This window comes from Allobosea sp. GW822-FHT05A11 (assembly GCF_058800455.1).
In genome coordinates this window covers 477,539-502,070 of the sequence record NZ_JBXAMI010000002.1, presented here as the reverse complement: position 1 = coordinate 502,070, position 24,532 = coordinate 477,539, and the positions used below count along the sequence as shown (strand labels likewise).

Genomic DNA, 24,532 nt, shown 5'->3' with positions numbered 1-24,532 from the left:
AGGGACGACAACCATGGCAATGGCAGAAACCAAGACGACCGACTCCCGCCCCGCGGCCCTGAAGCAGACCTCGCTGAACACGGCGACGGCGGTCGAGATGATCGGCGTCAACAAGTGGTACGGCGAGTTCCATGTGCTGCGCGACATCAACCTGAAGGTCAGCCGCGGCGAGAAGCTGGTCATCTGCGGCCCATCCGGCTCGGGCAAGTCGACGATGATCCGCTGCATCAACCGGCTGGAAGAGCACCAGAAGGGCCAGATCATCGTCGACGGCACGGAGCTCACCAACGATCTCAAGAAGATCGACGAGATCCGCCGCGACGTCGGCATGGTCTTTCAGCACTTCAACCTGTTCCCGCATTTGACGATCCTGGAGAACCTGACGCTGGCGCCGATCTGGGTGCGCAAGATGCCCAAGAGGGATGCCGAGGAGATCGGCATGCACTATCTCAAGCGCGTCAAGATCCCCGAGCAGGCCCATAAATATCCGGGCCAGCTCTCGGGCGGCCAGCAGCAGCGCGTGGCGATCGCCCGCTCGCTCTGCATGAGCCCGAAGATCATGCTGTTCGACGAGCCGACCTCGGCGCTCGATCCCGAGATGGTCAAGGAGGTGCTCGACACCATGGTCTCGCTGGCCGACGAGGGCATGACCATGCTCTGCGTCACCCACGAGATGGGCTTCGCCCGCCAGGTCGCCGACCGCGTCATCTTCATGGATGCCGGCCAGATCGTCGAGATGAACACCCCCAACGAGTTCTTCAAGAACCCGCAGCACGAGCGCACCAAGCTCTTCCTCTCGCAGATCCTGCACTGAGAGCGGGTATTCCCATCGAAAACCGCAAGCGCGCCGGCTCTGCCGGCGCGTTTTGAGTTTCAGGGGATGTCGGAACGAATCCTTGCGTAACCGGTTTGTGACGGGAACGGAGGATACGTCATGAAACGTCTTGTTCCTGCCCTGCTCGTCGCGCTTCTGATGAGTGGCGGAGCCTATGCCCAGTCGATCAATGTCGGCCCCGGCGGCGTCAGCGTCGATACGCGCTCGCCGCGCGAGCGGGCCATCGATCGCGAAATCCGCGAGGAGCGGCGCGACCGGTACGACCGTCATCGCGAGCGTGAATGGCGCCGTGCGAATTCGCGCCGCGACTGCCGCACCGTGACGACCGAGCGCGAGACCCCGCGCGGCGTCGTGCGCCGGACGACCCGCGTCTGCGATTGAGTTCAGCCGTGCCGGAAGGCGCGACATCTGCCCATGAGAAGGCCCGCGACGCCTGGCGTCGCGGGCCTTCTGCCAAGATCGGGCTTACTTGCCGTCGCGCGCCTTCACGGCCTGATCGGGGAAGTCCGAGAACAGTCCGTCGAGGCCGAGCGCGAAGAACGCCTTGTACTCGGCGCCCGCATCGCCCTTGAAATCGGAGGTCAGCCGCTTCGGCTCGCTGCGGAAGGTCCAGCTATGGACCAGAAGCCCGGCGGCATGGGCGTCCTTCACCACATTGGTCGGTGCGATCAGCGTGCGGTCGCGCTCGTCGATCGCGCCGTCGCCATTGAGGTCCTGGGGCTTGCCGTCGGCGCCGATCGTCTGCTTGGAGCCGATCAGATAGGGCTTCCAGGGGCCGACGCCGTCGGCATAGGTCGCGATCTCCTTGAGGCCCTCGGCCGAGAGCATGTCCTGGAAGGTCCGCTTGTCGCCCAGCACCGCGAAATCGTAAGGGCGGTCGAAGGGGGCGGCGAGCGTGACCTTGCCGTCCTTGTCGACGCCGTCGCCGTCGACGAGCTGGACCAGGCGCAGCTGCGTCTTCTTGCGCAGGTATTTCAGGTTCGCGGTCTCGAAGCTCTGGATGAAGACCGGGGCAGCCTTGTCGGTCCAGCCGGCGGCCGTGAGCATGTCCAGAAGCTTGTCCTCGAAGGCGAGGCCGAGCGCGGCGTGATAGGTCGGATGCTTGGTCTCCGGATAGATGCCGATGGTGCGGCCGGTGCGGGTGCTTTCGGCCTTGGCGAGGTCGATCACCTCCTGGAAGGTCGGGATCTGGTACTTGCCGTTATGCGAGGGGTCGCGATCGGCGAAGGCCTGCTTGGCCCTCAGCGTCTTGATCTCGGCGGCGGTGAAGTCGTTGGCGAACCAGTCGGTGGTGTCGACGCCGTCGACCTTGCGGGTGGTCTTGCGATTGGCGAATTCCGGACGGTCGGCGACATCGGTCGTGCCTGATAGCATCGGCTCGTGGCGGACGACGAGCACGCCGTCCCTGGTCGAGACGAGGTCCGGCTCGATGAAGTCGGCGCCCTGCTCGATCGCGAGCTTGTAGCCCTCGATCGTATGCTCGGGCAGGTAGCCGCTGGCGCCGCGATGGGCGATGACGAGCGGCTTCTGGCCGGACAGCGTCGGGGCCGCCTGCGCAAGCGCGACCGGTGCCTGGAAGGACAGCGCGGCAAGGAGCGTGGTCGAGAGAAGGAAGTTCTTTGTCATGGCCTGACCCGGTCTTGCGGAAATGCCGGCGAACTTAGGTCGGCGGATATGACGCCGCCATGAAGGCCAATGTTTGGATGCGGCGGAATCTCTGACTCGACCGTGCGGCCGAAACAAAAAAACCGCCCCGGCAGAAGCCGGCGCGGGTTTTGGTGCGATTGCCGATGCGAGCGGGATCGGTCGGCCGCGACGCAGCCAGCCTTTGCCGCTCCGCGAAATCTCAGCGGCGGTTCTCGAGGGTCGTCTTGGCGTCGAGGCGCTTGGAGGCCGGCGGGGTGTAGTCCGGCTGTTGGGTGGCGCAGGCGGCGAGGCCGAGCGCGACGAGGCTCAGGATGACGATGCGGCTGGCGCTTTTCATGTGTGTGTATCCCAATGGCCGCGACATGCGGTTGCATCGTCTTTCCGCTTGTGGAACGACCGCGTCAAGAGTGTGGCAATGGGGTCTTCATGTCCCTGCGTCATGCTTGAATCGGTCGAAATTCGTTCGACACCGTGTTTGCGGCGCCCGGAAGCCGTCCGGCGCCAGGATTGAAACGTCATGACCCCAGCCGCCCGGATCAGTGCTGCCATCGAGGTGCTCCAGGATATCGTCGAGCGCCGCCGGCCGGCCTCCGATTCCCTGAAGGACTGGGGTCTGTCGCGCCGTTTCGCCGGCTCGAAGGACCGCGCAGCCATCGCCTCGCTGGTCTATGACGCGCTCCGGCGCAAGGCCTCCTCCGGCTATGCGATGGCGTCCGAGACGCCGCGTGCGCTCGTCCTCGGCATGCTCGCGGGTTTGCGCGGCCTCGGCGTCGCGGAGATCGCGGAACTCTGCTCTGGCGAGAATCACGCGCCGGAGCCTCTGAGCGACGACGAGACCGCGCTTCTCACGGCTTTCTCGGTCGAGGGCGCGCCCGAATGGGTGCAGGCCGACGTGCCGGAATGGCTCTGGCCTTCTTTCCGCGCGGGATTGGGCGAGGTCGCCATCGCTGAGGGCGAGGCGCTGGCCGCGCGCGCGCCGATCGATCTGCGCGTCAATCGCCTGAAGGCGGGCAGGGACGCCGTGTTGAACGATCTGGCCCATCTCGAGCCGGAGCAGGGGCCCTGGTCTCCGGATGCGCTGCGTTTCCAGCCCGGCCATGACGGGCGCGGCCCTTCGCTGCAGACCGAGCCCGGCTTCTTCGCCGGCGCTTTCGAGATCCAGGACGAGGGCTCGCAACTGGTGACGCTGCTCGCCGGTGCCCGGCCCGGCCAGACCGTGATCGATCTCTGCGCCGGGGCAGGGGGCAAGACGCTGGCGCTCGCGGCGTTGATGGCCAATCGCGGCAGCCTCTACGCCACCGATCTCGACAGCCGCCGCCTCGCGCCCCTGCATGACCGGCTCGCACGCTCGGGCGCCGGCATCGTCGAGGTTCGCATTCCCCGCTCGCGCGGCCACGAGCCCTTCGCCGATATCGCCGGACAGGTCGATCTCGTCCTGGTCGATGCGCCTTGCACCGGCTCCGGCACCTGGCGGCGCAATCCGGATGCGAAATGGCGGGTGCGCCCGGGCGCACTGGCCGAGCGCATCAAGGACCAGGCCGAGGTGCTGGCCCGCGCCGCCAGGCTGGTGAAGCCGGGCGGCCGCGTCGCCTACATCACCTGCTCGGTGCTGCCGGAGGAGAACGACGAGGCCATCCGCGCCTTCCTCGCCAAGCATGCGAGCTTCTCCGCAATCGCGCCGATCGACGTGCTCAGGGGTGCCGAAAGCGACTTCTCCCTGCTCGCCCGCTTCGCCACCACCCACGGCCTGCAGCTCTCGCCGCGCCGTACCGGAACGGACGGGTTCTATCTGGCCTGCCTGACGCGCAACGCGTGAGCGCTCGGAGGCAGCTGCGCTTCCGCATCGACACTGCGCTGAAACTCTGCGAGGTTTCCATTCGGCGACGTGTTCAGCCGGAGCCCTTGACCGGCTGCGATGGGAGATCGTGGCATGTCCGACAAGCCCGCAATCGTCTTGGTTCATGGCTTCTGGGGCGGTGCCGCCCATTGGTCGAAGGTCATCCTGGAGCTCTCCCGGCGCGGCCATGCCGATCTTCACGCCGTCGAGAATCCGCTGACCTCGCTGGCGGATGACGCCGAGCGTACCCGCAAGATGGTGCGGCAGATCGCAGGCCCTGTCGTGCTCGTCGGCCATTCCTATGGCGGCAAGGTCATCACCGAGATGGGCGACCTGCCGAACGTCAAGGCCCTGGTTTTCATCGCGGCCTTTGCGCCCGACGCCGGGGAGAGCGCCGGCGGCATCAGCCAGGCCAGGCCGCCGCAGGCCTTCCCGAACATCGCGCCGGATAGCGACGGCTATCTCTGGATCAAGCCGGACAAGTTCCGGGAGAGTTTCTGTCAGGACCTGTCGGCCGACGAAGCCATGGTGATGGCGATCACGCAGAAGGCGCCGCTTGGCTCGACCTTCGGCGATGCCGTTACGGCTCCGGCCTGGAAGAAGAAGCCGAACTGGTACCAGATCTCGACCGCCGACCGGATGATCGCCCCGGAAAACCAGAAGATGATGGCGGAGCGGATGCGCCTGCAGAGGACGCTGACGCTCGACGCCAGCCACGCCTCGCTCGCCTCTCGCCCGGCCGAGATTTCTGACCTGATCGAGGATGCCGCCAAGGCCTAGCGGTAAGGCCGCCATGCGTTCGGGCGCGGCCCCGTTGCGCGCGCCCGCGCGATCCATTAACGGAACGCGATGACGAGCGCTCAACCCCATCACGACTCCATCCTCATCATCGATTTCGGCTCGCAGGTGACGCAGCTGATCGCGCGGCGCATCCGCGAGATCGGCGTCTATTGCGAGATCGCCCCGTTCCAGTCCGCTTCCGAGGCCTTTGCCCGCATGAAGCCGAAGGGCGTGATCTTCTCGGGAGGCCCGGCCTCGGTGCCGGACGAGGGTAGCCCGCGTGCTCCCGAAGCGGTCTTCTCAGCCAATATCCCGCTGATGGGCATCTGCTACGGCCAGCAGACCATGGCGCATCAGCTCGGCGGCAAGGTCGAGGGCGGGCATGCTGCCGAATTCGGCCGCGCCGATGTCGAAATCGTCACGCCCTCGGCGCTGTTCGAAGGTGTCTGGAAGCAGGGCGGCCGCTATCCGGTCTGGATGAGCCATGGCGACCGGGTCACGCAGCTCCCGGCCGGCTTCACCGTCAAGGCGACCTCCGAGAACGCCCCCTATGCCGTGGCGAGCGACGAAGCGCGCCGTTTCTACTCGACGATGTTCCACCCCGAGGTGGTCCATACCCCTGATGGCGGCAAGCTGCTGCGCAACTTCGTCGTCGAGATCTGCGGCTGCAAGCCGGACTGGAGCATGTCGGCCTATCGCTCCGAGATGCAGAAGAAGATCAAGGAGCAGGTCGGAACCGGCCGCGTCATCTGCGGGCTCTCCGGTGGCGTCGACTCCGCCGTGGCGGCGGTGCTGATCCACGAGGCGATCGGCGATCAGCTCACCTGTGTTTTCGTCGACCACGGTCTGATGCGGATGAACGAGGCCGAGGAGGTCGTCCGCCTGTTCAGGGATCACTACAACATCCCGCTGGTTCATGTTGAAGCCGAAGAGCTTTTCCTCTCCGAACTTGCGAAGTGCGGCGCCGATCCGGAAGCCAAGCGCAAGACCATCGGCCGGCTCTTCATCGACGTCTTCGATGCCGAGGCGGCCAAGCTCGGCGGCGCCGATTTCCTGGCGCAGGGCACGCTCTATCCCGACGTGATCGAGAGCGTCTCCTTCTCCGGCGGTCCTTCGGTCACGATCAAGAGCCACCACAATGTCGGCGGCCTGCCCGAGCGCATGAAGATGAAGCTCGTCGAGCCGCTGCGCGAGCTGTTCAAGGACGAGGTTCGCGTGCTCGGCCGCGAGCTCGGCCTGCCCGAGGCCTTCGTCGGCCGCCATCCCTTCCCGGGGCCGGGCCTCGCCATCCGCTGCCCCGGCGAGATCACCAGGGAGAAGCTCGACATCCTGCGCAAGGCGGATGCGATCTATCTCGACGAGATCCGCAAGGCCGGCCTCTACGACGTGATCTGGCAGGCCTTCGCGGTGCTGCTGCCGGTGCGCACCGTCGGCGTGATGGGCGATTACCGCACCTACGACCATGTCTGCGCGCTGCGCGCCGTGACCTCTGTCGACGGCATGACGGCGGATTTCTATCCCTTCGACATGAATTTCCTCGGCCGCGCGGCAACCCGCATCATCAACGAGGTCAAGGGCATCAACCGCGTCGTCTACGACGTGACGAGCAAGCCGCCCGGCACGATCGAGTGGGAGTGATTGGGGTCACTCCAGGCGCCCCCCAAATTGCGTTGGGGCACGCTCTAACGCGTTGAAGCCGAACAGGATGGCTCCTGCGACCGGCGGGAACGGAGCAACTATGTTGCGTCGCGCGCCCATTCGTCTCCCCAGATCATGACCGAGTGCCCGGGCGAGACTGTCCGGTACTGGCGGATCGGAGGTTCGAAATCGGCCGGCCTGATCGGGCTTCTGATCTCGGCGTCGGAGACGGGCCGCGGTTGGTGGCAACGCTCCGGGTCCGCGATCGGCACCGCGGCGAGCAGCCGTTTGGTATAGGGATGCTGCGGATTGCCGAAGATCGCGGCACGGGGTCCGATCTCGACGATCTCGCCGAGATACATCACCGCGACACGGTGGCTGACACGCTCCACCACCGCCATGTCATGCGAGATGAACACATAGCTCAGGCCCATCTGGGCCTGCAGGTCGAGCATCAGGTTGACGACCTGGGCCTTGACCGACACGTCCAGCGCCGAGACGGATTCGTCGGCGACGATCAGGCGCGGTTCGAGCGCCAATGCGCGAGCGATGCAGATGCGCTGGCGTTGCCCCCCCGAGAACTCGTGAGGATAGCGGCGGGCCATGTCGGCCTGCAGCCCGACCCGCTCCAGCAGGTCCGCGACCTTGTCCCGAGCCTTGGCCGGCGTGGCGAGGCCGTGGATGACAAGTGGCTCGGCGATCGCCCTGCCGACCGTCTCGCGCGGGTTGAGGCTGCCGAACGGGTCCTGGAAGATCATCTGGATGCGCCGGCGCTGTTCGCGCAGTTCGTCCGCGCCCAACTTCAGCACGTCCACGCCGTCGAGCAGGATCGAGCCGGCTTCCGGCTCGACCAGCCGCAGCAGGGAGCGGCCCGTGGTCGACTTGCCGCAGCCGGATTCCCCGACCAGCGCCAGGGTCTCGCCCGCGCTGAGGTCGAAGGAGACGTTCTCGACCGCGTGCACACGCCCTGTGATCCGGCCGCGAATGGCGGAGCGGATCGGGAAGCGCGTCGTCAGATTGCTGACCTGAAGGAGAGGGCGCTCCTGGTCCCGGACGGTGTCCGGAACCTCCGTCGGAATATCCGACGTGCCGGTGCTGCGATCCACGATCGGGAAGCGCATCGGCCGTTCGCGGCCGTTCATGGCGCCGAGCTTCGGCACCGCGGCGAGTAGCGCCTTGGTGTAGGGATGCTGCGGCCGCCGGAAGATCTCGGCGGTGGTCCCGGCTTCGACCGCCTCGCCATTGAACATGACGACGGTCCGATCGGCGATCTCGGCAACCACGCCCATGTCGTGGGTGACGAAGAGGATCGCCATGCCCTCTTCCTTCTGGAGATCCTTGATGAGTTCGAGGATCTGCGCCTGGATCGTGACGTCGAGCGCCGTGGTCGGCTCGTCGGCGATCAGGAGCTTCGGCTTGCAGGCCAAGGCGAGCGCGATCATCACGCGCTGGCGCATCCCTCCCGACAATTCGAAGGGGAACTGGTCGAGGCGGCGCTCCGGGTCCGAGATACGGACCTTGCGCAGCATCTCCAGGGCGAGCTTGCGCGCTTCCGCCTGCGAGCAATCCCGATGCGCCAGGATGGCCTCGGCGATCTGGTCGCCGATCCGGTAGACCGGGTTGAGGCTGGTCATCGGCTCCTGGAAGATCATGGCGATATCGCTGCCGCGCAGCGAGCAGGCCGTCTCGTCCGGGAGATCGGCCAGGTCGTAGGTCCGGCCCGATTTCGCCGCGAAGGCGATCCGCCCGCCGGTGACGCGCGCGACGCCCTTCGGCAGCAGCCCCATGATCGACAGGCTGGTGACCGATTTGCCGGAGCCGGATTCGCCGACCACCGCCAGCGTCTCGCCGCGCCTGAGATCGAAGGAGATGTCCTTCACTGCGGCCACGGCGCCGTTCGGCGTGGCGAACTCGGTCCGCAACCCCGCCACGGAGAGCTGGACGCCCTCGGGAAGGCGGACGTCGCTGCGACCCTGCAGGCCGCCCGTGCCTTCCTTGCCCTCGGGCAGGCCCTTCAGCTTGGTCGTGCGGGGATCGAACACGTCGCGCACGGCGTCGCAGAGAGCGTTGACGATGAAGATCGTCGTCACCAGCGCGGCGCAGGGCCAGACCAGGCCGAGCGGATTGATCTCCAGATAGGCGCGCGCACCGCGGATCATCAGGCCCCAGGACGGCGTCGGCGGCACGATGCCGAGCCCGAGGAAGCTCAGTCCGGACTCGACCACGATCGCCGAGGCGACAACCAGCGAGAACTGCACGAAGAGCGGCGCGGCGATGTTGGGCAGGATCGTCCGCCGCAGGATCCGCGACGGGCCCGCGCCGATGGCGCGCATCGCCTCGACATATTCCTTCTGCCTGACGGCGCGGACCTCGCCATAGGCGATCCGGGCGAATTCCGGCGCATAGAAGACCGAGAGCGTGACGATCAGCGTCGCCGTGCCGGGGCCGGTCAGCGCGATGACGAGCAGGGCCAGCAGGATCGGAGGGAAGGACAGCATGAACTCCGCCGTGCGGACGGTGAGCACCTCGGCGATGCCGCCGAAGTAGCCGCCGATCATGCCGGCGCTGACGCCGACGAGGGCCGCCACCGCCCCGGTCGCGAGAGCAACGCTGAGCGAGACCTGCGCGCCGTAGAGCAGCCGGCTCAGGAGGTCGCGGCCGAACTCGTCCTGCCCCAGCCAATGTTCGACCGAGGGTGGTGCCAGCCGCCCGCCGATATCCAGGGTCAGGGGGTCGTAGGGAGCGATCACCGGCGCCAGGACGGCGATCAGGATCAGGATGAAAAGCGCGATCAGCGACGGCGCGAGATGGCGCGCCTTGGGATTCCGCCACAGGGTGAGCAAGCCGTTCATGACGCGCGCACCTGCGGATCGAGAACCGAATAAAGCACGTCGACGACGAGATTGAGCAGGATGAAGAGCGTCGCTGTGACGAGCACCACCCCCTGGACCTCGGGATAGTCCCGGTGCTCGACGGCCCGGACGAGGAAGCCGCTCATGCCCGGCCAGTTGAAGATGAACTCGACGAGCACGGTGCCGCCGAGCATCGAGCCCATCTGGAGGCCTGTCACCGTCAGGACGGGCCCCAGCGCATTGCGCACGACATGGCGGCGCAGGACACGCGGTTCCCGCAGGCCCTTCGCCCGCGCCGTGCGCACCCAGTCCTGCTGGAGCACGTCGAGCACGGTCGAGCGCGTCATGCGGATGATGATCGCCGACAATCCGACGGCGACCGCTGTTGCCGGCATCAACAGCAGCGTGAGATGCGTCGCCGGGGATTGGCTGAACGGCACGAATCCGCCAGCCGGCGCGATGCGCAGCAGCAGCGCGAACACCAGGATGAACAGGGTGCCGAGCACGAAGGTCGGCACCGACAAGGCGAGGCTCGTCGCGGTGCCCAGCACCCGGTCGATCCCGCGACCCCGGTTGCGCGCGGCCAGCACGCCGAGCGGGATTCCCACGAGCAGGGACAGGATCGTCGCCGCGCCGATCAGTTCGAGCGTGCGCGGCAAGCGCTGCGCGATGTTCTTCAGGACCGGCTCGTTGTCGAGGAAGCTCCTGCCGAGATCGCCGCGCGCCAGGCGCGACAGATAGCTCGCATACTGCTCCGCGAGCGGGCGGTCGAGGCCGAGGCGCGTGCGCAGTTCGGCCGCGACGGTGGGGTCGGGCTTGCCGCCATCGGCCGAAAGCATGACCTCGACCGGATCACCCGGCACGACATGCAGGATCATGAACACGGCGGTGGCGACCATGAAGATCATCACGGCGGCCACCGCGCACCTTTTCACAATGTAAGCGAGCATGATGCGGCTCTGTGCCCTCTGCCCGCTCAGCTGACCGAGGCGGTGTCGAAGGCCATGCCGACCTGATTGTTCATCTGGTCCGACAGCACCTTGAAGCCCTTGACCCGGTCGCGCACGCCCCAGCCCTGCGCCCGGAAATTGAGGAAGGTGACGGGAACGCTGTCGGCGACCGCACGCTGCAGATCGGCATAGATCTTCACGCGGGTTGCGGTGTCGCTCTCGTGGCGGCCCCTGTTCAGCAATTCGTCGAGCTTGGGGTCCGACAGGCCGAAGGAACGGCGATAGGAATCGGAACCGGAGCCGAAGAAGGCGGTCAGATCGTCGGGATCGCCGAGGTCCGGCCCACCGCCATTGACGGCGAAATGATAGCGCCCTTCATTGCCCTGGCTGACCCGGACGCCCCATTCCGGCAGGCTGAGCTTCACCTGCATGCCGACAGCCGCCAGATGCTGCTGCATGATCTCGGCGATGTCCTTGTGGAAGCCATAGGTGCTGGTCGCCAGCAGCGTCGCCTGCACGTTCTGGGCGCCGGCCTCCTTCAGCAGGCTCCGGGCGCGGTCGGGATCATAGGGCCAGAGATGCTCGAGCTCCGGGACGGCATAGGGAGAGCCGGCCGGCAGCGGTACGCCGTCCAGGACTTTGCCGGCGCCGAAGAAGGCCGCCTTGACGATGTCCTCGCGCTTGACGGCGTGAGCCACGGCGCGGCGCACCTTCGGATCGGTGAATGGGCCCTCCTTCAGGTTGAAGACCACGTACATGAACGAGCCGAGCGAGTTCTGGAGCGTCAGCCCCTTGGTCTGCGAGAGACCCTTCATGCTCTGCCACGGGACATATTCGATGATGTCGACGTCGCCGGCGTTCAGGGCCGCGATGCGCAGGCTGTCATCGGGATAGGCGACGAAGCGGACGGTCTCGGTCGCGGGCTGGCCGGGCCGGTAGAAATCGGTCCTCGCCTTGAAGGTCAGCGATACGCCCTTTTCCGAATTTTCCAGCTTGTAGGGGCCGGCACCGATCATGGCATCGGGATTGTCCATCTTTCCGGCGAAGACGATCGGCGCCATCTGTCCGGCCAGCGCCAGGATGAAGGAGGGCGTCGGCTGCTTGAGCACGATGCGGACGGTCTTCGGATCCTCGACTGCGATCGTCTCGACCGCCTGGAAGGCCTGGCGGACATAGGCCGTGGACTTCTCGCCGCGGATGGCATCGAACGAGGCCTTGACGTCTTCGGCGGTGACCGGCTTGCCGTTCTGGAAGGTCGCGTTCGGGCGGAGCTTGAAGCGATAGGTCCTGGAGTCGGGCTGCTCCCAGGATTCGGCGAGTTCGGGCTGCACCGCCCCCTTCTCGTCGAAGCAGAGGAGCCCGCGGAACAGCAGGGCCTTGACCGTCACCGCCGCCTGGCCGGACCAGTCGAACGGGCGCAGGTTCGGCGGATAGGCCGACAACGCATAGGTGATCGTACCGGGGGCGGCTGCGTTTGCGGCCTTCGACAAGGCTGCGGGAACGAGCAGGCCGGCACCGAGCGCGGCACTGCCCTGCAGGAATTGACGACGGTCCGTCGCGAAATGCCGTCCGTCCGACGTGCTTCGATTATTCGCCATAACCCTCTCCCTTTTTTGTTTTCGTTGGAATTGCATGGCTGCCGAACTGCAGGACCAACATTCCATTGCGGATGAGCCCGTCCGGCTCCGGTTGACATCGGCGGAGCATTTTTCCGCCTGTGGGCCCGAAGCGCCCCTCCGAGGCTGCGAGCCGACTGGATCGGCGGCATTGCACAAGGCTTCCCACCGCGCCCGAGCCAGCCTCCCCATCTTCGGTCTATAAGTCCAAGTCGAAATTTCTAGGCTTGTATTCTTCAAGTTATAGATTTCGCAGCGAAGCCAAGCCCGTGGCCGGAGCACCGGGGCGCTCGCGGCATGCGTCGAGACTCGCTGGAGACGCCGGCCTTTCCCGCTGAGCCTTGCGGCAGCAGCGAGATCTGCGATCGCGGCCGGCTACGCGGCCGACTTCCTGCGCCCCTCCCGGAGAAGCGTCAGAGCCTGGTCGACCAGCGCATCGCCATATCCTGTCCGGGCGTGCTCTTCGGTCATGATGTCGTTGAGCAGATCGGCTGCGATCAGCGCGACCGGCCGCTCGGCCGGATTCCCGAAGCCGCCGCCGCCCGGCGTGGCGATGCGCACCGTCTCTCCGGTGTCGATCAGGAGCTGGGCGATCTTCGAGGGAAGCGCCTGCTCGCGCGACGTTCCGGGGTTGCGGGTGACGCGGCCCACGCCGCCATGCCCGCCGCCTTCCGCACCGGGCGCACCGGCCTTGTGCCGGTCCGAGCGCGCTTCGAGATTGGTCCTGTCATGCAGCGCCCGCACCGTGCGCGCGATGCCCATGCCGCCGCGCCAGCGGCCGCAGCCGGCGGAATCCCGGACCAATGTGTATTCCTCCACATGCAGCGGGAATTCGTTCTCCATCGCCTCCGTCGGCAGGTTCAGCGAGTTGGTGACATGGACATGGACCCCGTCCATGCCGTCGCCGTCGCAGCGCCCGCCGCCGCCGCCGCCGACCGTTTCGCCGCAGATATAGAAGCTGCCGTTCTCGGGGCGATGGCCGGAGAAGCCGAAGGAGGGCAGCACGTCATAGGCCGAGGCGATCCGCGTGTCCGGATCGACCAGCGGCTGGAAGGCGCCGAAGATCGCGCCGGCGAGCCGCTGGCAGGCGATGGTGCGCGAGCCCACCGGCGCCGGCGAACGTGGATTGACGATGGTGCCTTCCGGCGCCCTGAGCACGATCGAATCCATCATGCCGGAATTCGCCATGAGCTCGGGATCGAGCAGCGCCTTGACGCAGTAATAGGCCGTGGCCCTGAGCGCGTTCTCGGCAATGTTGATCGCGCCCCGCGCCTCCGGCCCGCTGCCGGTGAGATCGATCACGAGCTTGCCTTCCTCGACGCTGACGGCGGCGCAAAGCGGCACCATCTCGCCGTCGGGCAGGCCGTCATCGTCGAGCCAGGCGGTGAAGCGGCTGGGCGCTCCTGCTGCGAGCCCGGCGATGCGCAGGTCGAGCCGGCGTTTCGTATAGGCGAGAAGGTCATGGATGCGCGCCTTGAAGCCGTCCACGCCCATCCTGCGAACCAGTTCCAGCGCCGCATCGGAGCCCCGCGCATTGGTCGCGATCTGGACCCGCAGGTCGAGCAGGCGCTCTTCCGGCAGGCGCGAATTCAGCGCGATCAGGTTGAGCAGGTCCTCGTCGACCTCGCCCTGGCGGCAGACCCGCATCACCGGGAGGCGCAGGCCCTCCTCGAAGATCGAGCGGGCCGTCGGCGAGGTCGAGCCCGGCACGGCGCCGCCGACATCGGTGTGATGGCCGATATTGACCACGAAGGCGATCAGCTCATCGCCCTGGAACACCGGGGTGCCGACCGCGATATCGGGCAGATGGGTGCCGCCGGCGGCATAGGGGTCGTTGGAGATGAAGGCGTCGCCGGGGCGGATATCCTCACGCGGATAGCGCTTGAGCAACCCTTCGACCACGCCCATCAGCGAACCGAGATGAACTGGGATATGCGTTCCCTGCGCCACCAGCCGGCCCTTGCCGTCGAACAGCCCGACCGAGAAGTCGCGGCGCTCCTTGATCTGCGCCGAGAAGGACGAGCGCATCATGTTGATCGCCATGGTCTCGGTGATCGAGAGCAGGCGGTTGGCGAAGACCTCCATCGCGATCGCATCGAAACCGGCGATCGACCCGGCAGCTCTGTTGGGCATCGTCATGATCGGGTCCTCAACGCTGCAGCGTGATATGGATGTTGCCGAAGCCGTCGACCTCGGCGCTCTGGCGCGGGAGGACGACGGTCGTGCCGCTCATCTCCTCGACGATCGCCGGCCCCTCGAACGGCACGCCGGCGGGCAGGAGCGCGCGCCGATAGATCGGGGTGTGGACCCAGCCGCGCTCCGGGCCGAGATAGACCTGGCGCGTCTCGATCCGGGCGGCATCGAGCGATGAACCCTGCGCGGGAGCGACGCTCTCGCCCTTCCTGACGTGGCAGACTGCCTTGAGCCGGACATTGACGACCTCGATGTCGCGGCCCTCCAGGCTGTAGCCGAACTGGTCGGCATGGGCGCGATGGAAGCTGCTCGCGAATGCGTCGAGCGCGCCGTCGCTCAGCGTGTCGAGAGGCACCGGGATGTAGTGGCTCTGGCCGCGATAGCGCGCATCGAGTGTGAAATGCAGCTCCTTGGCCGCATCGGGAATGGCTTCCGTGGCGAGCCAGGTGCGTCCGGCCGCGGAGAGTTCGGCGCCGAGCGCGACGAGCTCGGCCCAGCTTTCGTCGTTCACGCGGACCAGGGCCGTGCGGACGTAGTCGCGGCTGAGATCCGACAGCAGGACGCCGCGCGCGCAGAGCGTGCCGGGCTCCTGCGGCACGACGATCTTGTTGAGGCCGCACTCTTCCGCGACATCGGCGGCGTGCAGGGGGCCGGCGCCGCCGAAGGCGAAGAGCGTGAAACCGGCGAGATCGTGCCCGTGCTCGATCGAGACCGAGCGGATCGCCCGGCTCATATTGGCGGTGGCGATGCTGACGACGCCATGCGCGGCGTCCTCGACGGAGATGCCGAGCGGATCGGCGATCTGGCTGCGGATCGCCGCATAGGCCAGACCGCGATCGACCTTCATCCGCCCCTCGAGCAGAGCCACGGGGTTCAGCCGGCCGAGCACGATATTGGCGTCGGTCAGCGTGACCTCGGTGCCGCCGCGCAGATAGGAGATCGGCCCCGGCATCGCGCCGGCGCTGGTCGGGCCGACCTTCAGCGCGCCGGCATCGTCGAGCCGTGCGATGCTGCCGCCGCCCGCGCCGATGACATGGATGTCGACCATCGGCATCCTGACCGGATGCCCCGCGACCAGCCGGCTGGAGGTGAACTGCGCCCGCCCGCCGGTGATCAGCGACACGTCGGTGCTGGTGCCGCCGACATCGAAGGTGATGATCTCGCTCTCGCCGATCTCGGCGCCGATCCGGGCCGAGCCGATCACCCCGGCCGCCGGTCCCGAGAGGCAGGTCAGCACCGGCAGTTCCTCGACGGTCTGCACCGGCAGGAGCCCGCCATTTGAGTGGAAGGTCAGCGGCTCGACCTTGATGCCGGAGGACGCGATCTTCTCGCGCAGCCGGTGCAGGTATTTCTGGGTATGCGGGCCGACATAGGCGTTGAGCACGGTGGTCGAGAACCGCTCGTACTCGCGGAATTCGGCGACGACCTCGGAGGAGACGCTGACATAGAGCTCGGGCGCGACACGCTTGATCAGGTCGCGCACCGCCCGCTCGTGCTCCGGGTTGCGGTAGGAGTGCAGGAAGCCGACCGCCACAGCCTTGACGCCGCTGTCCCGTAGCTGGACGATGAGCTTCTCCACCGCCGCGAGGTCCGGCGCCGCCAAGGTCGTCCCGGATTTGTCAAGACGCTCGTCGACCTCGACCCGGCGATGCCGCTCGACCAGTTCCTCGGGCTTGCGCACCGACCAGTCGAATAGCGAGGGCCGGGTCTGGCGGCCGATCGCCAGCACGTCGCGAAAGCCCTTGGTGGTCAGGAGGCCGGTCGGAACGCCGCGCCGCTCGATCACCATGTTGGTGGCGACGGTGGTGCCATGGCCGACATAGCCGACATCCTCCGGTGAAACCGCGTTGAGCGTAAGCATCTCGACGATGCCCGACGCGATCGCCCGCGACGGGTCGTCCGGCGTCGACGGCACCTTGTGGAAGGCTGTCGGGCCGCCCTCCGTATTGACCATGACGAAGTCCGTGAATGTCCCGCCCACGTCCACACCGATCCGGTACATCTCGCCTTCACTCCTTATGGTTGTCCGGCATCACGCCGCCGCGCGCTGTTGCATGAGCCGCTTGGCGCCGAAGCCCTCGATCGATCGTTCTGTGCTGCCGCGGATGACGAGATCGGCCATGATCGCGCCGACCACCGGCACGAGCTGGAAGCCGTGTCCCGAGAAGCCGAAGGCGTGAAAGGCCCCCTTCGCGTTCGGCGAAGCGCAGATCACCGGCAGGTGATCCTTCGTTGTCGCTTCCATGCCGGCCCAGGTCCTGACGATGCGCAGCGCGCTGATGGAGGGGAACAGGTCCGTCGCGGCGCGCGCGCCCTTGGCGAGTTCCTGGAAGTCGACGAAGCTCTTCTGGGCCTCGATATCGGCCCGGCCCTGCAGCCCGCCGCCGATGACCAGCGTTCCCTGCTCGGACTGCTTGAACGAGAGTGGCCGCCCGACGATGCTGATCACGGGCTTGAGCAGCGGCGCGATGCGCTCGGTGACGATCATCATCGAGGCCTTGAGCCCGAGCGGGATGTCGTCGCCCAGCATCGCGGCGATCTTGCCCGCCCAGGCACCGGCGGCATTGATCACCGTCGGCGCGACGAAATCCCCGGCAGGCGTGCGCAGGCGCCAATCGTCCCCTGCCTGTTCGATCACATCGACCCCGACGCCCTCGTGGATCGTCACGCCCGCCGCCTCGGCGCTCTTTCGGAACGCCTGCAGCGTCCGGTGCGGGTCCGCCGCACCGTCGCGCCGGGCGATCAGGGCTCCCACGCAGTGCGGCGAGATCGCCGGCACGAGCTTCAGCAGCTCGGCCCGGTCGATCAGCTCCTCGTGCTCGTACCCGGCCTCCCGCATGCGGGCGAGACGGCTCTCGAGCCTGGGCAGGTGGTGCGCGTGTTCGGCGATATTGAGCTGGCCATGGGCGTGGAAGCCGCAGCTGTCTCCAACGAGCCCCGCGATGCCGTGCCACATCTCCATGGCTTCGAGGGAGATCGGGATCTCGGCGGGATCGCGGTTGAGCGTGCGGACACCGGCAGCGCTCGCTCCCGACGCGTGACGCCCGACCCAGGATTTCTCGAGGATCGTGACGCGGCGACCTGCGCGCGCCAGATGCAGGGCGGCCGACAGGCCGTGAAGCCCGCCGCCGATGACGAGCGTGTCGATGGCCGTCCCGCTCATGGCTCGGAATCCATCATGTCGAGCGCGGCGAGCTCGCCCAGCGTGACCGGCTTGAGCGGCGGGCGGACCCTGTAGAGCCCGAGATCGGGCACGGCCCGCCCTTCGGCGGCCGCAAGTACATGGGCGACCGTATAGCCGCACTGGCGGCCCTGGCACGGGCCCATGCCAACGCGCGTGAAGGCCTTGACCTGGTTCGGCCCGGGCCGGCTGGCGCTGACCTGCTCGCGGATCGCTGCGACGCGAACCTCCTCGCAGCGGCAGGCGATGGTCCGGTCCGGTGGAACGAAGACGGCCGATCGCGGGCGGTAATGACGATCGAGGAACGCGCGTGGCGACAGCGCCTGCGCCAGGCGGGAGCGGATCGGCTTCGCGAGGGCTTCCGCTGCCGCTTCGGACAGCCGGCCCGTGCTGGCCGCGATCCCGAGAGCTGCGAGTTCGCCCCGCAGGCAGGCGGCCCTGGCGCCACCGATGCCCGCCCCGTCTCCCGCGACGAAGACATGCCGCTCCGACGTCTCCCCCCAGCCATCCAGTTCGGGGGCAAAACTGTCCTGCTCGCTGTTCCAGACGTGCCGGCAGCCGAGCGCGAGGGTCGGATGGATCGTCGGGACGAGGCCTTCATGGACGAGGAGAAGGTCAGCCGGAACAGTCGCGGCGCGGCCGTCGGCCGTGACGTAGCGGATGCTTTCGAGTCCGTGCTCGCCGATCGCCTCGATCTCGGCGACATGCCGGACATAGGGCACCTGCCGCCTGAGCCGGATGATCCAGCCCAGCCCCTTCAGGAGATCGCCCGGCGCGCCGAACAGGGCCGCGGGCAATGCCGCCATGGCTGCCACGGCCCGCCCGGGGGGCGTGGTATCGAGGAAGCCGGCGATCTGCCCCCCTGCCTGCAGCAGCTGGACCGCATAGAGCAGTGGAAGCGGACCGGAGCCGGCGATCCAGACCGGCTTGTCGGGAACCTGGCCCGAGGACTTCAGGACGATCTGTGCCGCGCCGACCGTCATCACGCCCGGCAGCGTCCAGCCGGGGAAGGGAACCGGGCGTTCCTGCGCGCCCGTCGCCAACAGCACGCGATCGGCTGCGACGGAGCTGGCGGAGCCGCCGCGGCGCAGGAAGGCGCGGGCTCCCGCCTCGACATGCCAGACCTGCGTGCCCGGCTCGTAATCGACACCGCTGGCGCGAAACTGCCGGACCACGGCCGCACCTTCGGCATAGGCCTTGCCGAGAAGGTCGACCCGCGAGGTTGCGGACACGGTCTCGATATTCCGCCAGATCTGCCCGCCGGGCGAGGGCTGTTCGTCGACGACGAGCACATCCAGACCGTGCCGCTTGGCGACGACGGCTGCCGACATTCCGGCCGGGCCGGCCCCGACGATGAGGAGATCGACACGCCGGCTCATGATGTCACGTCCGGCCGGCCCTGCTGGCGCTCGATACGCATGCCTTCGCGAACCGGCGCGAGGCAGGTCTGGACCGACGACACGCCGTCGACCACCGCGAGGCAGTCGAAGCACACGCCCATCATGCAGTAGGGGGCACGCCGCGCGCCCGAAACCGGCGTTGTCCGCGCCCAGAACGGCGCCTGCCGCAGGAGCACGGCCGCAACGCTTTCACCGGCGATGGCGAGGACGGGATGTCCATCGACATGGACCGTCAGCGAACTGCCCGTGTCCTGATCCAGCTTCCTGAACATGAAAATGCCTTCCGGATGTCTTGACGCGGGGCCGCGGCTCTTAACGGCCGGTCGCCAGGGGCCATGATCCGGCCCGGGATCCGGCCGAGGCGCGCCTTGCCGCCCCGAAATGCCTCGTCAGCCTTGACCCACGCATAATGTTCCCTCCGTGTTGACGACGGTAGGGAGCGGCATACTATTATGTCCAATAGAAATCTGACCGCACTCTATTCCCAGAGTTATAGTATGCCCCGCGCGCTCAACCTGAGGCAGATCGAGATCTTCAAGGCTCTGATCGAGCACGGCACGGTCAGTCGCGCGGCCGAGGCGCTCTACATCTCGCAGCCGGCGGCGAGTAAGCTCCTGATGCAATTGGAGAAGGACAACGGTCTCAAGCTTTTCGATCGCTACAAGGGCCGGCTGGTTCCCACTGCGCAGGGCTTGCGGCTGCATGAGGAGGTCGCCCGGATCTTCGTCGGGGTGCGCCAGGTCGAAAGCGCGATCGGATTGATCAAGCGCGAAGATCAGGGGCGCCTGGTCGTGGGCGTGATCCCGGCGCTCAGCGGCGCGTATATCCAGCGCACCACGATGAGCTTCCTCAAGCGCAATCCGAATGTCTATTGCTGGATCAAGTCGCCCAGCTCGCAATGGATTCCCGAATACGTCCTGACGCGCGTCCTCGACATCGGGATCGTCACCGCCCGCGTCGAGAACCCGTTCATCGTCACCGAACCGCTGTTCGAGCACCCGCTGCTCTGCATCATGCCGCTGGGGCATCCGCTCGCCGAGCGCAAGGTCGTCCGCCCCGATGATCTGAACGGTGTCCCGTTCGTCGCCTTCAACACGGAAACCTATACGGGGCAGAAGGTTTCGGCGATGTTCGACGCCTATGACGTTCGATCCAATGTCGTCCTGACGGCCGATTCGAATTCGACGCTTTGCCATTTCGTCGCAGCCGGCCTCGGCGTGTCGCTCGTCCATCCGCTCTTCATCGCAGGCGTGGAAAAGCAGGTGGTCGTCAGGCCGTTCGAGCCGACCATACCGCTGGACTTCCTGGTCTGCTTCGGGCGCGATGCGCGGAATCTCCCGCTCATCTCGGAATTCGCGACCGAAGCCAGGATGATGGCGACGAGCTTCGTCGACGATCTCGCGAAAAGCTGGAGCTGAACCCGTTCACGACATCGCCTTAAGGGAGCGCAAGGGAGTGCGGTTTTCTCACATCGAGGCCTTTCGCGCGGTCATGATCACCGGATCGACCACGGCCGCCGCCCGGATTCTCCACACGTCGCAGCCGAATGTGAGCCGCTCGATCGCTCAACTGGAAAAGGCCGCGGGGTTACAGCTGTTCGAGCGAATGCCGGGAAAGGTCGTGCCGACGACGGACGGCTTGTCGTTCTTCAACGAGGTTCAGCGCAGCTTCCACGGCCTCCGGCGACTGGAGGAGGCGGCAAACCGGATTCGCCGGTTCAGCGGAGGCCTTCTGCGGATCGGATCGATCCAGACCCTGGCACATGGCCTGATCCCGCGCTCGATCAAGCGGTTTGCCGAAATCTATCCGGAAACCGGCATTTCGATTCATGCGGGACATTCGGCGGCGGTGTCGCAATGGGTGGATGAAATGTCCTGCGATGTCGGAATCGTATCGCATCTCTACGAGAATTACGGGTTTTCCAGCGAGGAACTCTACAGCGTCGACGGGGTCTGCCTGATGCCGGCGGAGCATCGTCTGGCCGGCAAGGCGGCGGTGCGCCCGGCCGATCTCGCCGACGAGCCCTATATCTCCTTCGCGCAGAACGACCACGGCCGTTCGAACGTCGACGAGGTGTTCTCGAAGGCCGGAATCGATCGGCGCATCACCCTGGAAACGCCGTTCAGTACGATCACCTGCTCGCTGGTCGCACAAGGGCTCGGCGTGGCGATCGTCAATCCACTCGCGGCGCAGGACTACCGGCATCTGGGCGTCGTCATGCGCCCCTTCCGCCCCTCGATCAAGCATGAAGCCTTGCTGATCTATCCGAAGGGGCGTCCGGAAAACCGTTTGGTCGCCAGCTTCATCGAGATCCTCAAGGCCGTGACGATGGAGGAGAAGGCAGCCCTCTCGGCTGTGCGGGAGCGCGGCAAAAAATAGCGAAAACCGCGCCGGGACGGGCGTCAATCCGCTCCCGGAACGGGGCCTGGAAATCCGCGGCGGCGGAAGGCGAAGCCTATATCATAACTGCATAGACCCCCGGTGTATTTCTATTTGCTCTAATGACAGGCGGTTCATAGCCTGCCTGCTCATGAGATCGTGGTGCGGGAGGAGCGCGCGCCGCATCTCAGATCAGATAAAAAATTCGGAGGGGTCATGAATCGATTTCGTAATCTGTTGCTGGCGGGAACCCTGGCTTTTGCTTCCCCCGCATTGGCTCAGCAAACCATGTATGTCGCCGGCCCCGGCGGCAGCACGCAGAAACTCTTCCAAAGCCAGATCATTCCCGAGTTCGAATCCAAGCATAACGTCAAGATTACTTACGTTCCTGGGATTTCGAGCGAGATCGTCGCGAAGCTGCAGGCTCAGGCCGGCAAGCAGGAGATCAATGTCGCCATCTTCGATGACGGGCCGCTCTATCAGGCGATCCAGTTCGGCTATTGCGACAAGCTGAGCGACGCCCCGATCTACAAGGATATCTATCCGTTCGCCCAGTTCGGCGGAAATGGCATCGGCGTCGGGCTGGTGGCGACCGGCATCGCCTACAATGCAGCGAACTACAAGAAGAAGGGTTGGCCGGCGCCGACCTCCTGGAAGGACCTGACCGACAGGAAGCTGGAGGGGCGCCTGACCGCTTCCTCGCTGTCCGGCACCTACGGAGTCCATACGCTCGTGATGTTCGCCCGCATCAACGGCGGCGACGAGAGCAATATCGAGCCCGGCTTCGACTCCATCCGGAAATCGCTGGCGCCGAACGTCCTGAGCTGGTCTTCCTCGCCCGCGAAGCTCGCCGAGATGTTCCAGAACAACGATGTCGACGTAGCCGTTTGGGGCAGCAGCCGCGCGATCGCACTGAAGAGCACCGGCTTCCCGATGGAGTTCGTGTATCCGAAGGAGGGGACGCCCGCGCTCGTGCTCGGTGCCTGCCCGGTGGTCCAGAACAGTCTTCCCGAAGCATCGCAGGCTTTCCTGCAATATCTCGTCACGCCCGAGATCCAGGCGAAGCTGGCCACGGAAGGCTTCGGCCCCACCAATCGCCAGACCAGGCTGGATGACAAGCTGGCTACGCAGGTCCCCTACGGCGATGAGCGCGTCGGCAGGATGATCTCGGTCAAGTGGAGCGAGATCAACAAGAACCGCGCCGAGTGGACCAATCGCTGGAACCGCACGATCGAGAGATAAGGGCGCAAGCGCCCGATCTCCGCAGCCGTCGAAGCGAAGGCCCATCGAAATGAGCAGTTTGTCTCTGCGCGCCCTGTCGAAGAGCTATGGCCCGGTCCAGGCCGTTCGCGGCGTGGACCTGGATGTGAACGAAGGCGAATTCCTCTCGCTGCTCGGCCCATCGGGCTGCGGCAAGACGACGACCCTGCAGATGGTGGCGGGCTTCGTTCCGCCGACGACAGGGAGCATCGTCGTCGACGGGCAGGACCTGACCAGCATCGCGCCGGAGAAGCGCGACATGGGCGTCGTCTTCCAGAGCTATGCGCTCTTTCCGCATATGAACGTGGCCCAGAATATCGGCTTCGGCCTCGAGATGCGCCGGGTCGAGCGCGGTGAGCTGAAGCGACGGGTCGAAGAGGCCCTGGCGATGGTCCGCCTGGCTGGTCTCGAGGGGCGTTATCCCAGCGAGCTGTCCGGTGGCCAGCGCCAGCGTGTCGCCATCGCCCGCGCCCTGGCCATCCGTCCGCGGGTTCTCCTGCTGGATGAGCCGATGTCGAATCTCGACGCCAAGCTTCGCGGCGAGATGCATGTCGAGCTCCGGTCCCTGCAGCGGCGGCTCGGCATCACAGCGATCCTCGTCACCCACGATCAGGTCGAGGCGATGACGATGAGCGACCGGATCGCCGTCATGACGAATGGCGGGATCGCGCAGCTCGGCACGCCGCAGGAGGTCTACGACAGGCCGGCATCGCAATTCGCTTCGAGCTTCCTGGGGCACACGAACGTGCTGAGCGGACGGATCGAAAGCCGGATCGCCGACGAGGCGACCGTCCGGGTCGGACCGACCTCGTTCCGGACCAAGGTCGCGAAAGATCAGGTGACGCCCGAGATCGCCGTGTTCGTCCGTCCGGAGCGCCTGCGCCTCGGCTCTCCGGACCAGGCCACCCTCCCGGGGCGTGTCAATACCCGCCTGTTCCTCGGCGGGTCGTGGATCTACGAAATCGAGACCGAACTCGGCATGCTTCGTATCACCCAGCAGAATACCGGGACGGTGCAGGCCGAGGAGGGGGAAACGATCGGAGTGAGCTGGAACGCCGAGGATCTGCGCGTCATCGCGACGGAGCGTTCCGATGGCTAGCTCGACCCACCAGACCAGCCGCGGCCTGCCCTGGCTGCTCTCGCTGCCGGCTCTCGCGCTCTTTCTCGCCTTGCTGGCCATTCCGCTGGTTCTGACTGCGATCCTGTCGTTCAACGCCTTCGACGGCATGCGCGGCATCCAGCAGAGCTATGGTTTCGGCAACTATCTCGAAGTCCTGCTCGACGGCTACTACCGGGAAATCTTCCTGCGGACGGGCGGGATGGCGCTCGCCGTCACGCTGATCTGCATCGTCCTCGGGGTGCCCGAGACCCTGATCCTCGCCAAGATGAAGCCGATCTGGCGCGGCACCTTCTTCGTCGTGATTCTCGGGCCGCTGCTGATCTCCGTCGTCGTGCGCACGCTGGGCTGGTCGGTGCTGCTCGGCAGCCAGGGCGTGGTGAACACGGTGCTTCGCGGGCTCGGTCTGGTGGACGAGCCGATCCGGCTGCTGTTCTCGATGACGGGCGTCATCATCGTCCTGACCCATGTTTTCCTGCCCTTCATGGTCATCGCCGTGTGGAGCGCCATGCAGCGCCTCGACGGGCAGATCGAGCACGCGGCCCGCTCGCTCGGAGCGGGACCTTTCACCACCTTCCGCCGCATCATGCTGCCGCAACTGATGCCCGGCATCCTGTCCGGAGCCATCATCGTCTTCGCCCTGGCGGCATCGGCCTATGCCACCCCGGCGATCATCGGCGGGCGCAGGGTCAAGGTCGTCGCCACCACGCTCTACGACGAGTTCTTCAACTCGCTGAATTGGCCGCTCGGAGCCGCGATCGCGGTGCTGCTGCTGTTTGCCAACATCCTGATCATCGTCGGCTGCAACCGGCTCGTCGAGCGGCGTTTCAAGCAGGTGTTCGCATGA

At 66.4% G+C, this 24,532-nt stretch carries 20 protein-coding genes and 1 pseudogene; 10 read left to right on the top strand and 11 right to left on the bottom strand.

What is annotated here, in order from left to right; genetic code table 11:
* The first annotated feature begins 19 nt into the window (after positions 1-19).
* Together AC1RLU_RS07685 and AC1RLU_RS07680 are read left to right on the top strand one after the other, a co-directional pair.
* Positions 20-814, top strand: a complete 795-nt coding sequence (locus tag AC1RLU_RS07685) for an amino acid ABC transporter ATP-binding protein (RefSeq protein WP_492795237.1) — start codon at positions 20-22, stop codon at positions 812-814.
* Positions 815-934: 120 nt separating this feature from the next.
* A complete protein-coding gene (locus AC1RLU_RS07680) occupies positions 935-1,216 on the top strand; it encodes a hypothetical protein (protein ID WP_061963785.1) in 282 nt (93 codons plus the stop codon).
* 84 nt (positions 1,217-1,300) lie between these two features.
* Here the strand turns inward: AC1RLU_RS07680 and AC1RLU_RS07675 are convergent, their stop codons facing one another.
* A complete protein-coding gene (locus AC1RLU_RS07675) occupies positions 1,301-2,461 on the bottom strand; it encodes a glycerophosphodiester phosphodiesterase (RefSeq protein ID WP_492794822.1) in 1,161 nt (386 codons plus the stop codon).
* Positions 2,462-2,681: 220 nt separating this feature from the next.
* On the bottom strand, positions 2,682-2,819 hold the full coding sequence (locus AC1RLU_RS07670; RefSeq protein ID WP_170843263.1) for a lipoprotein: 138 nt from the start codon (positions 2,817-2,819) through the stop codon (positions 2,682-2,684).
* Positions 2,820-2,999: 180 nt separating this feature from the next.
* On the opposite strand from AC1RLU_RS07670, the gene AC1RLU_RS07665 reads away from it, so the two are divergent.
* From AC1RLU_RS07665 to guaA, 3 genes are all read left to right on the top strand, one after another.
* Positions 3,000-4,298: an RsmB/NOP family class I SAM-dependent RNA methyltransferase gene (locus AC1RLU_RS07665; protein WP_492794821.1), complete on the top strand. Its 1,299-nt coding sequence runs from the start codon at positions 3,000-3,002 to the stop codon at positions 4,296-4,298.
* Positions 4,299-4,412: 114 nt separating this feature from the next.
* On the top strand, positions 4,413-5,099 hold the full coding sequence (locus tag AC1RLU_RS07660) for an alpha/beta hydrolase (RefSeq protein WP_492794819.1): 687 nt from the start codon (positions 4,413-4,415) through the stop codon (positions 5,097-5,099).
* 69 nt (positions 5,100-5,168) lie between these two features.
* The gene (gene guaA / locus AC1RLU_RS07655; protein WP_492794818.1) at positions 5,169-6,737 is read left to right on the top strand and encodes a glutamine-hydrolyzing GMP synthase; all 1,569 of its coding nucleotides are present in this window, start codon (positions 5,169-5,171) and stop codon (positions 6,735-6,737) included.
* Between the two features lie 98 nt (positions 6,738-6,835).
* On the opposite strand, the gene AC1RLU_RS07650 is transcribed toward guaA, so the two are convergent.
* The 9 genes and pseudogenes from AC1RLU_RS07650 to AC1RLU_RS07610 all read right to left on the bottom strand — a co-directional run bounded on the left by AC1RLU_RS07650 (position 6,836) and on the right by AC1RLU_RS07610 (position 19,201).
* The gene (locus AC1RLU_RS07650; protein ID WP_492795236.1) at positions 6,836-8,716 is read right to left on the bottom strand and encodes an ABC transporter ATP-binding protein; all 1,881 of its coding nucleotides are present in this window, start codon (positions 8,714-8,716) and stop codon (positions 6,836-6,838) included.
* Between the two features lie 54 nt (positions 8,717-8,770).
* A pseudogene (locus tag AC1RLU_RS07645) lies at positions 8,771-9,589 on the bottom strand (ABC transporter permease); the annotation flags it as partial.
* On the bottom strand, positions 9,586-10,539 hold the full coding sequence (locus AC1RLU_RS07640) for an ABC transporter permease (protein WP_492794817.1): 954 nt from the start codon (positions 10,537-10,539) through the stop codon (positions 9,586-9,588). The pseudogene AC1RLU_RS07645 and the gene AC1RLU_RS07640, both read right to left, overlap by 4 nt.
* 26 nt (positions 10,540-10,565) lie before the next feature.
* Positions 10,566-12,137 carry an ABC transporter substrate-binding protein gene (locus AC1RLU_RS07635; protein ID WP_492794816.1) on the bottom strand — a complete coding sequence of 524 codons (1,572 nt, stop codon included), beginning with the start codon at positions 12,135-12,137 and terminating at the stop codon, positions 10,566-10,568.
* A gap of 393 nt (positions 12,138-12,530) precedes the next feature.
* Positions 12,531-14,294: a hydantoinase B/oxoprolinase family protein gene (locus AC1RLU_RS07630; protein ID WP_492794815.1), complete on the bottom strand. Its 1,764-nt coding sequence runs from the start codon at positions 14,292-14,294 to the stop codon at positions 12,531-12,533.
* Positions 14,295-14,304: 10 nt separating this feature from the next.
* Positions 14,305-16,350 (bottom strand): hydantoinase/oxoprolinase family protein, encoded by a 2,046-nt coding sequence (locus AC1RLU_RS07625; protein WP_492794814.1) that lies wholly within the window; start codon positions 16,348-16,350, stop codon positions 14,305-14,307.
* A 30-nt stretch (positions 16,351-16,380) separates the two neighbouring features.
* Complete coding sequence (locus AC1RLU_RS07620; protein WP_492794812.1) at positions 16,381-17,511, bottom strand: NAD(P)/FAD-dependent oxidoreductase; 1,131 nt, start codon at positions 17,509-17,511, stop codon at positions 16,381-16,383.
* The gene (locus AC1RLU_RS07615) at positions 17,508-18,908 is read right to left on the bottom strand and encodes an FAD-dependent oxidoreductase (RefSeq protein WP_492794810.1); all 1,401 of its coding nucleotides are present in this window, start codon (positions 18,906-18,908) and stop codon (positions 17,508-17,510) included. Before AC1RLU_RS07615 ends, AC1RLU_RS07620 begins: the two co-directional genes overlap by 4 nt.
* Positions 18,905-19,201 (bottom strand): (2Fe-2S)-binding protein, encoded by a 297-nt coding sequence (locus AC1RLU_RS07610; RefSeq protein WP_061963765.1) that lies wholly within the window; start codon positions 19,199-19,201, stop codon positions 18,905-18,907. The genes AC1RLU_RS07615 and AC1RLU_RS07610 overlap by 4 nt, the downstream gene beginning before the upstream one ends.
* Positions 19,202-19,426: 225 nt before the next feature.
* Here AC1RLU_RS07610 and AC1RLU_RS07605 point away from each other — a divergent pair, with 225 nt between their 5' ends.
* From AC1RLU_RS07605 to AC1RLU_RS07585, 5 genes are all read left to right on the top strand, one after another.
* Entirely contained in the window at positions 19,427-20,347 is a 921-nt protein-coding gene (locus tag AC1RLU_RS07605) for a LysR substrate-binding domain-containing protein (RefSeq protein ID WP_113587414.1), read from the top strand.
* Between the two features lie 37 nt (positions 20,348-20,384).
* Positions 20,385-21,308 (top strand): LysR substrate-binding domain-containing protein, encoded by a 924-nt coding sequence (locus AC1RLU_RS07600; RefSeq protein WP_200959582.1) that lies wholly within the window; start codon positions 20,385-20,387, stop codon positions 21,306-21,308.
* 159 nt (positions 21,309-21,467) lie between these two features.
* Positions 21,468-22,550, top strand: coding sequence for an ABC transporter substrate-binding protein (locus AC1RLU_RS07595; RefSeq protein WP_492794807.1), 1,083 nt, complete (start codon positions 21,468-21,470; stop codon positions 22,548-22,550).
* 49 nt (positions 22,551-22,599) lie between these two features.
* Positions 22,600-23,667 carry an ABC transporter ATP-binding protein gene (locus tag AC1RLU_RS07590; protein WP_492794805.1) on the top strand — a complete coding sequence of 356 codons (1,068 nt, stop codon included), beginning with the start codon at positions 22,600-22,602 and terminating at the stop codon, positions 23,665-23,667.
* The gene (locus AC1RLU_RS07585; RefSeq protein WP_492794803.1) at positions 23,660-24,532 is read left to right on the top strand and encodes an ABC transporter permease; all 873 of its coding nucleotides are present in this window, start codon (positions 23,660-23,662) and stop codon (positions 24,530-24,532) included. The genes AC1RLU_RS07590 and AC1RLU_RS07585 overlap by 8 nt, the downstream gene beginning before the upstream one ends.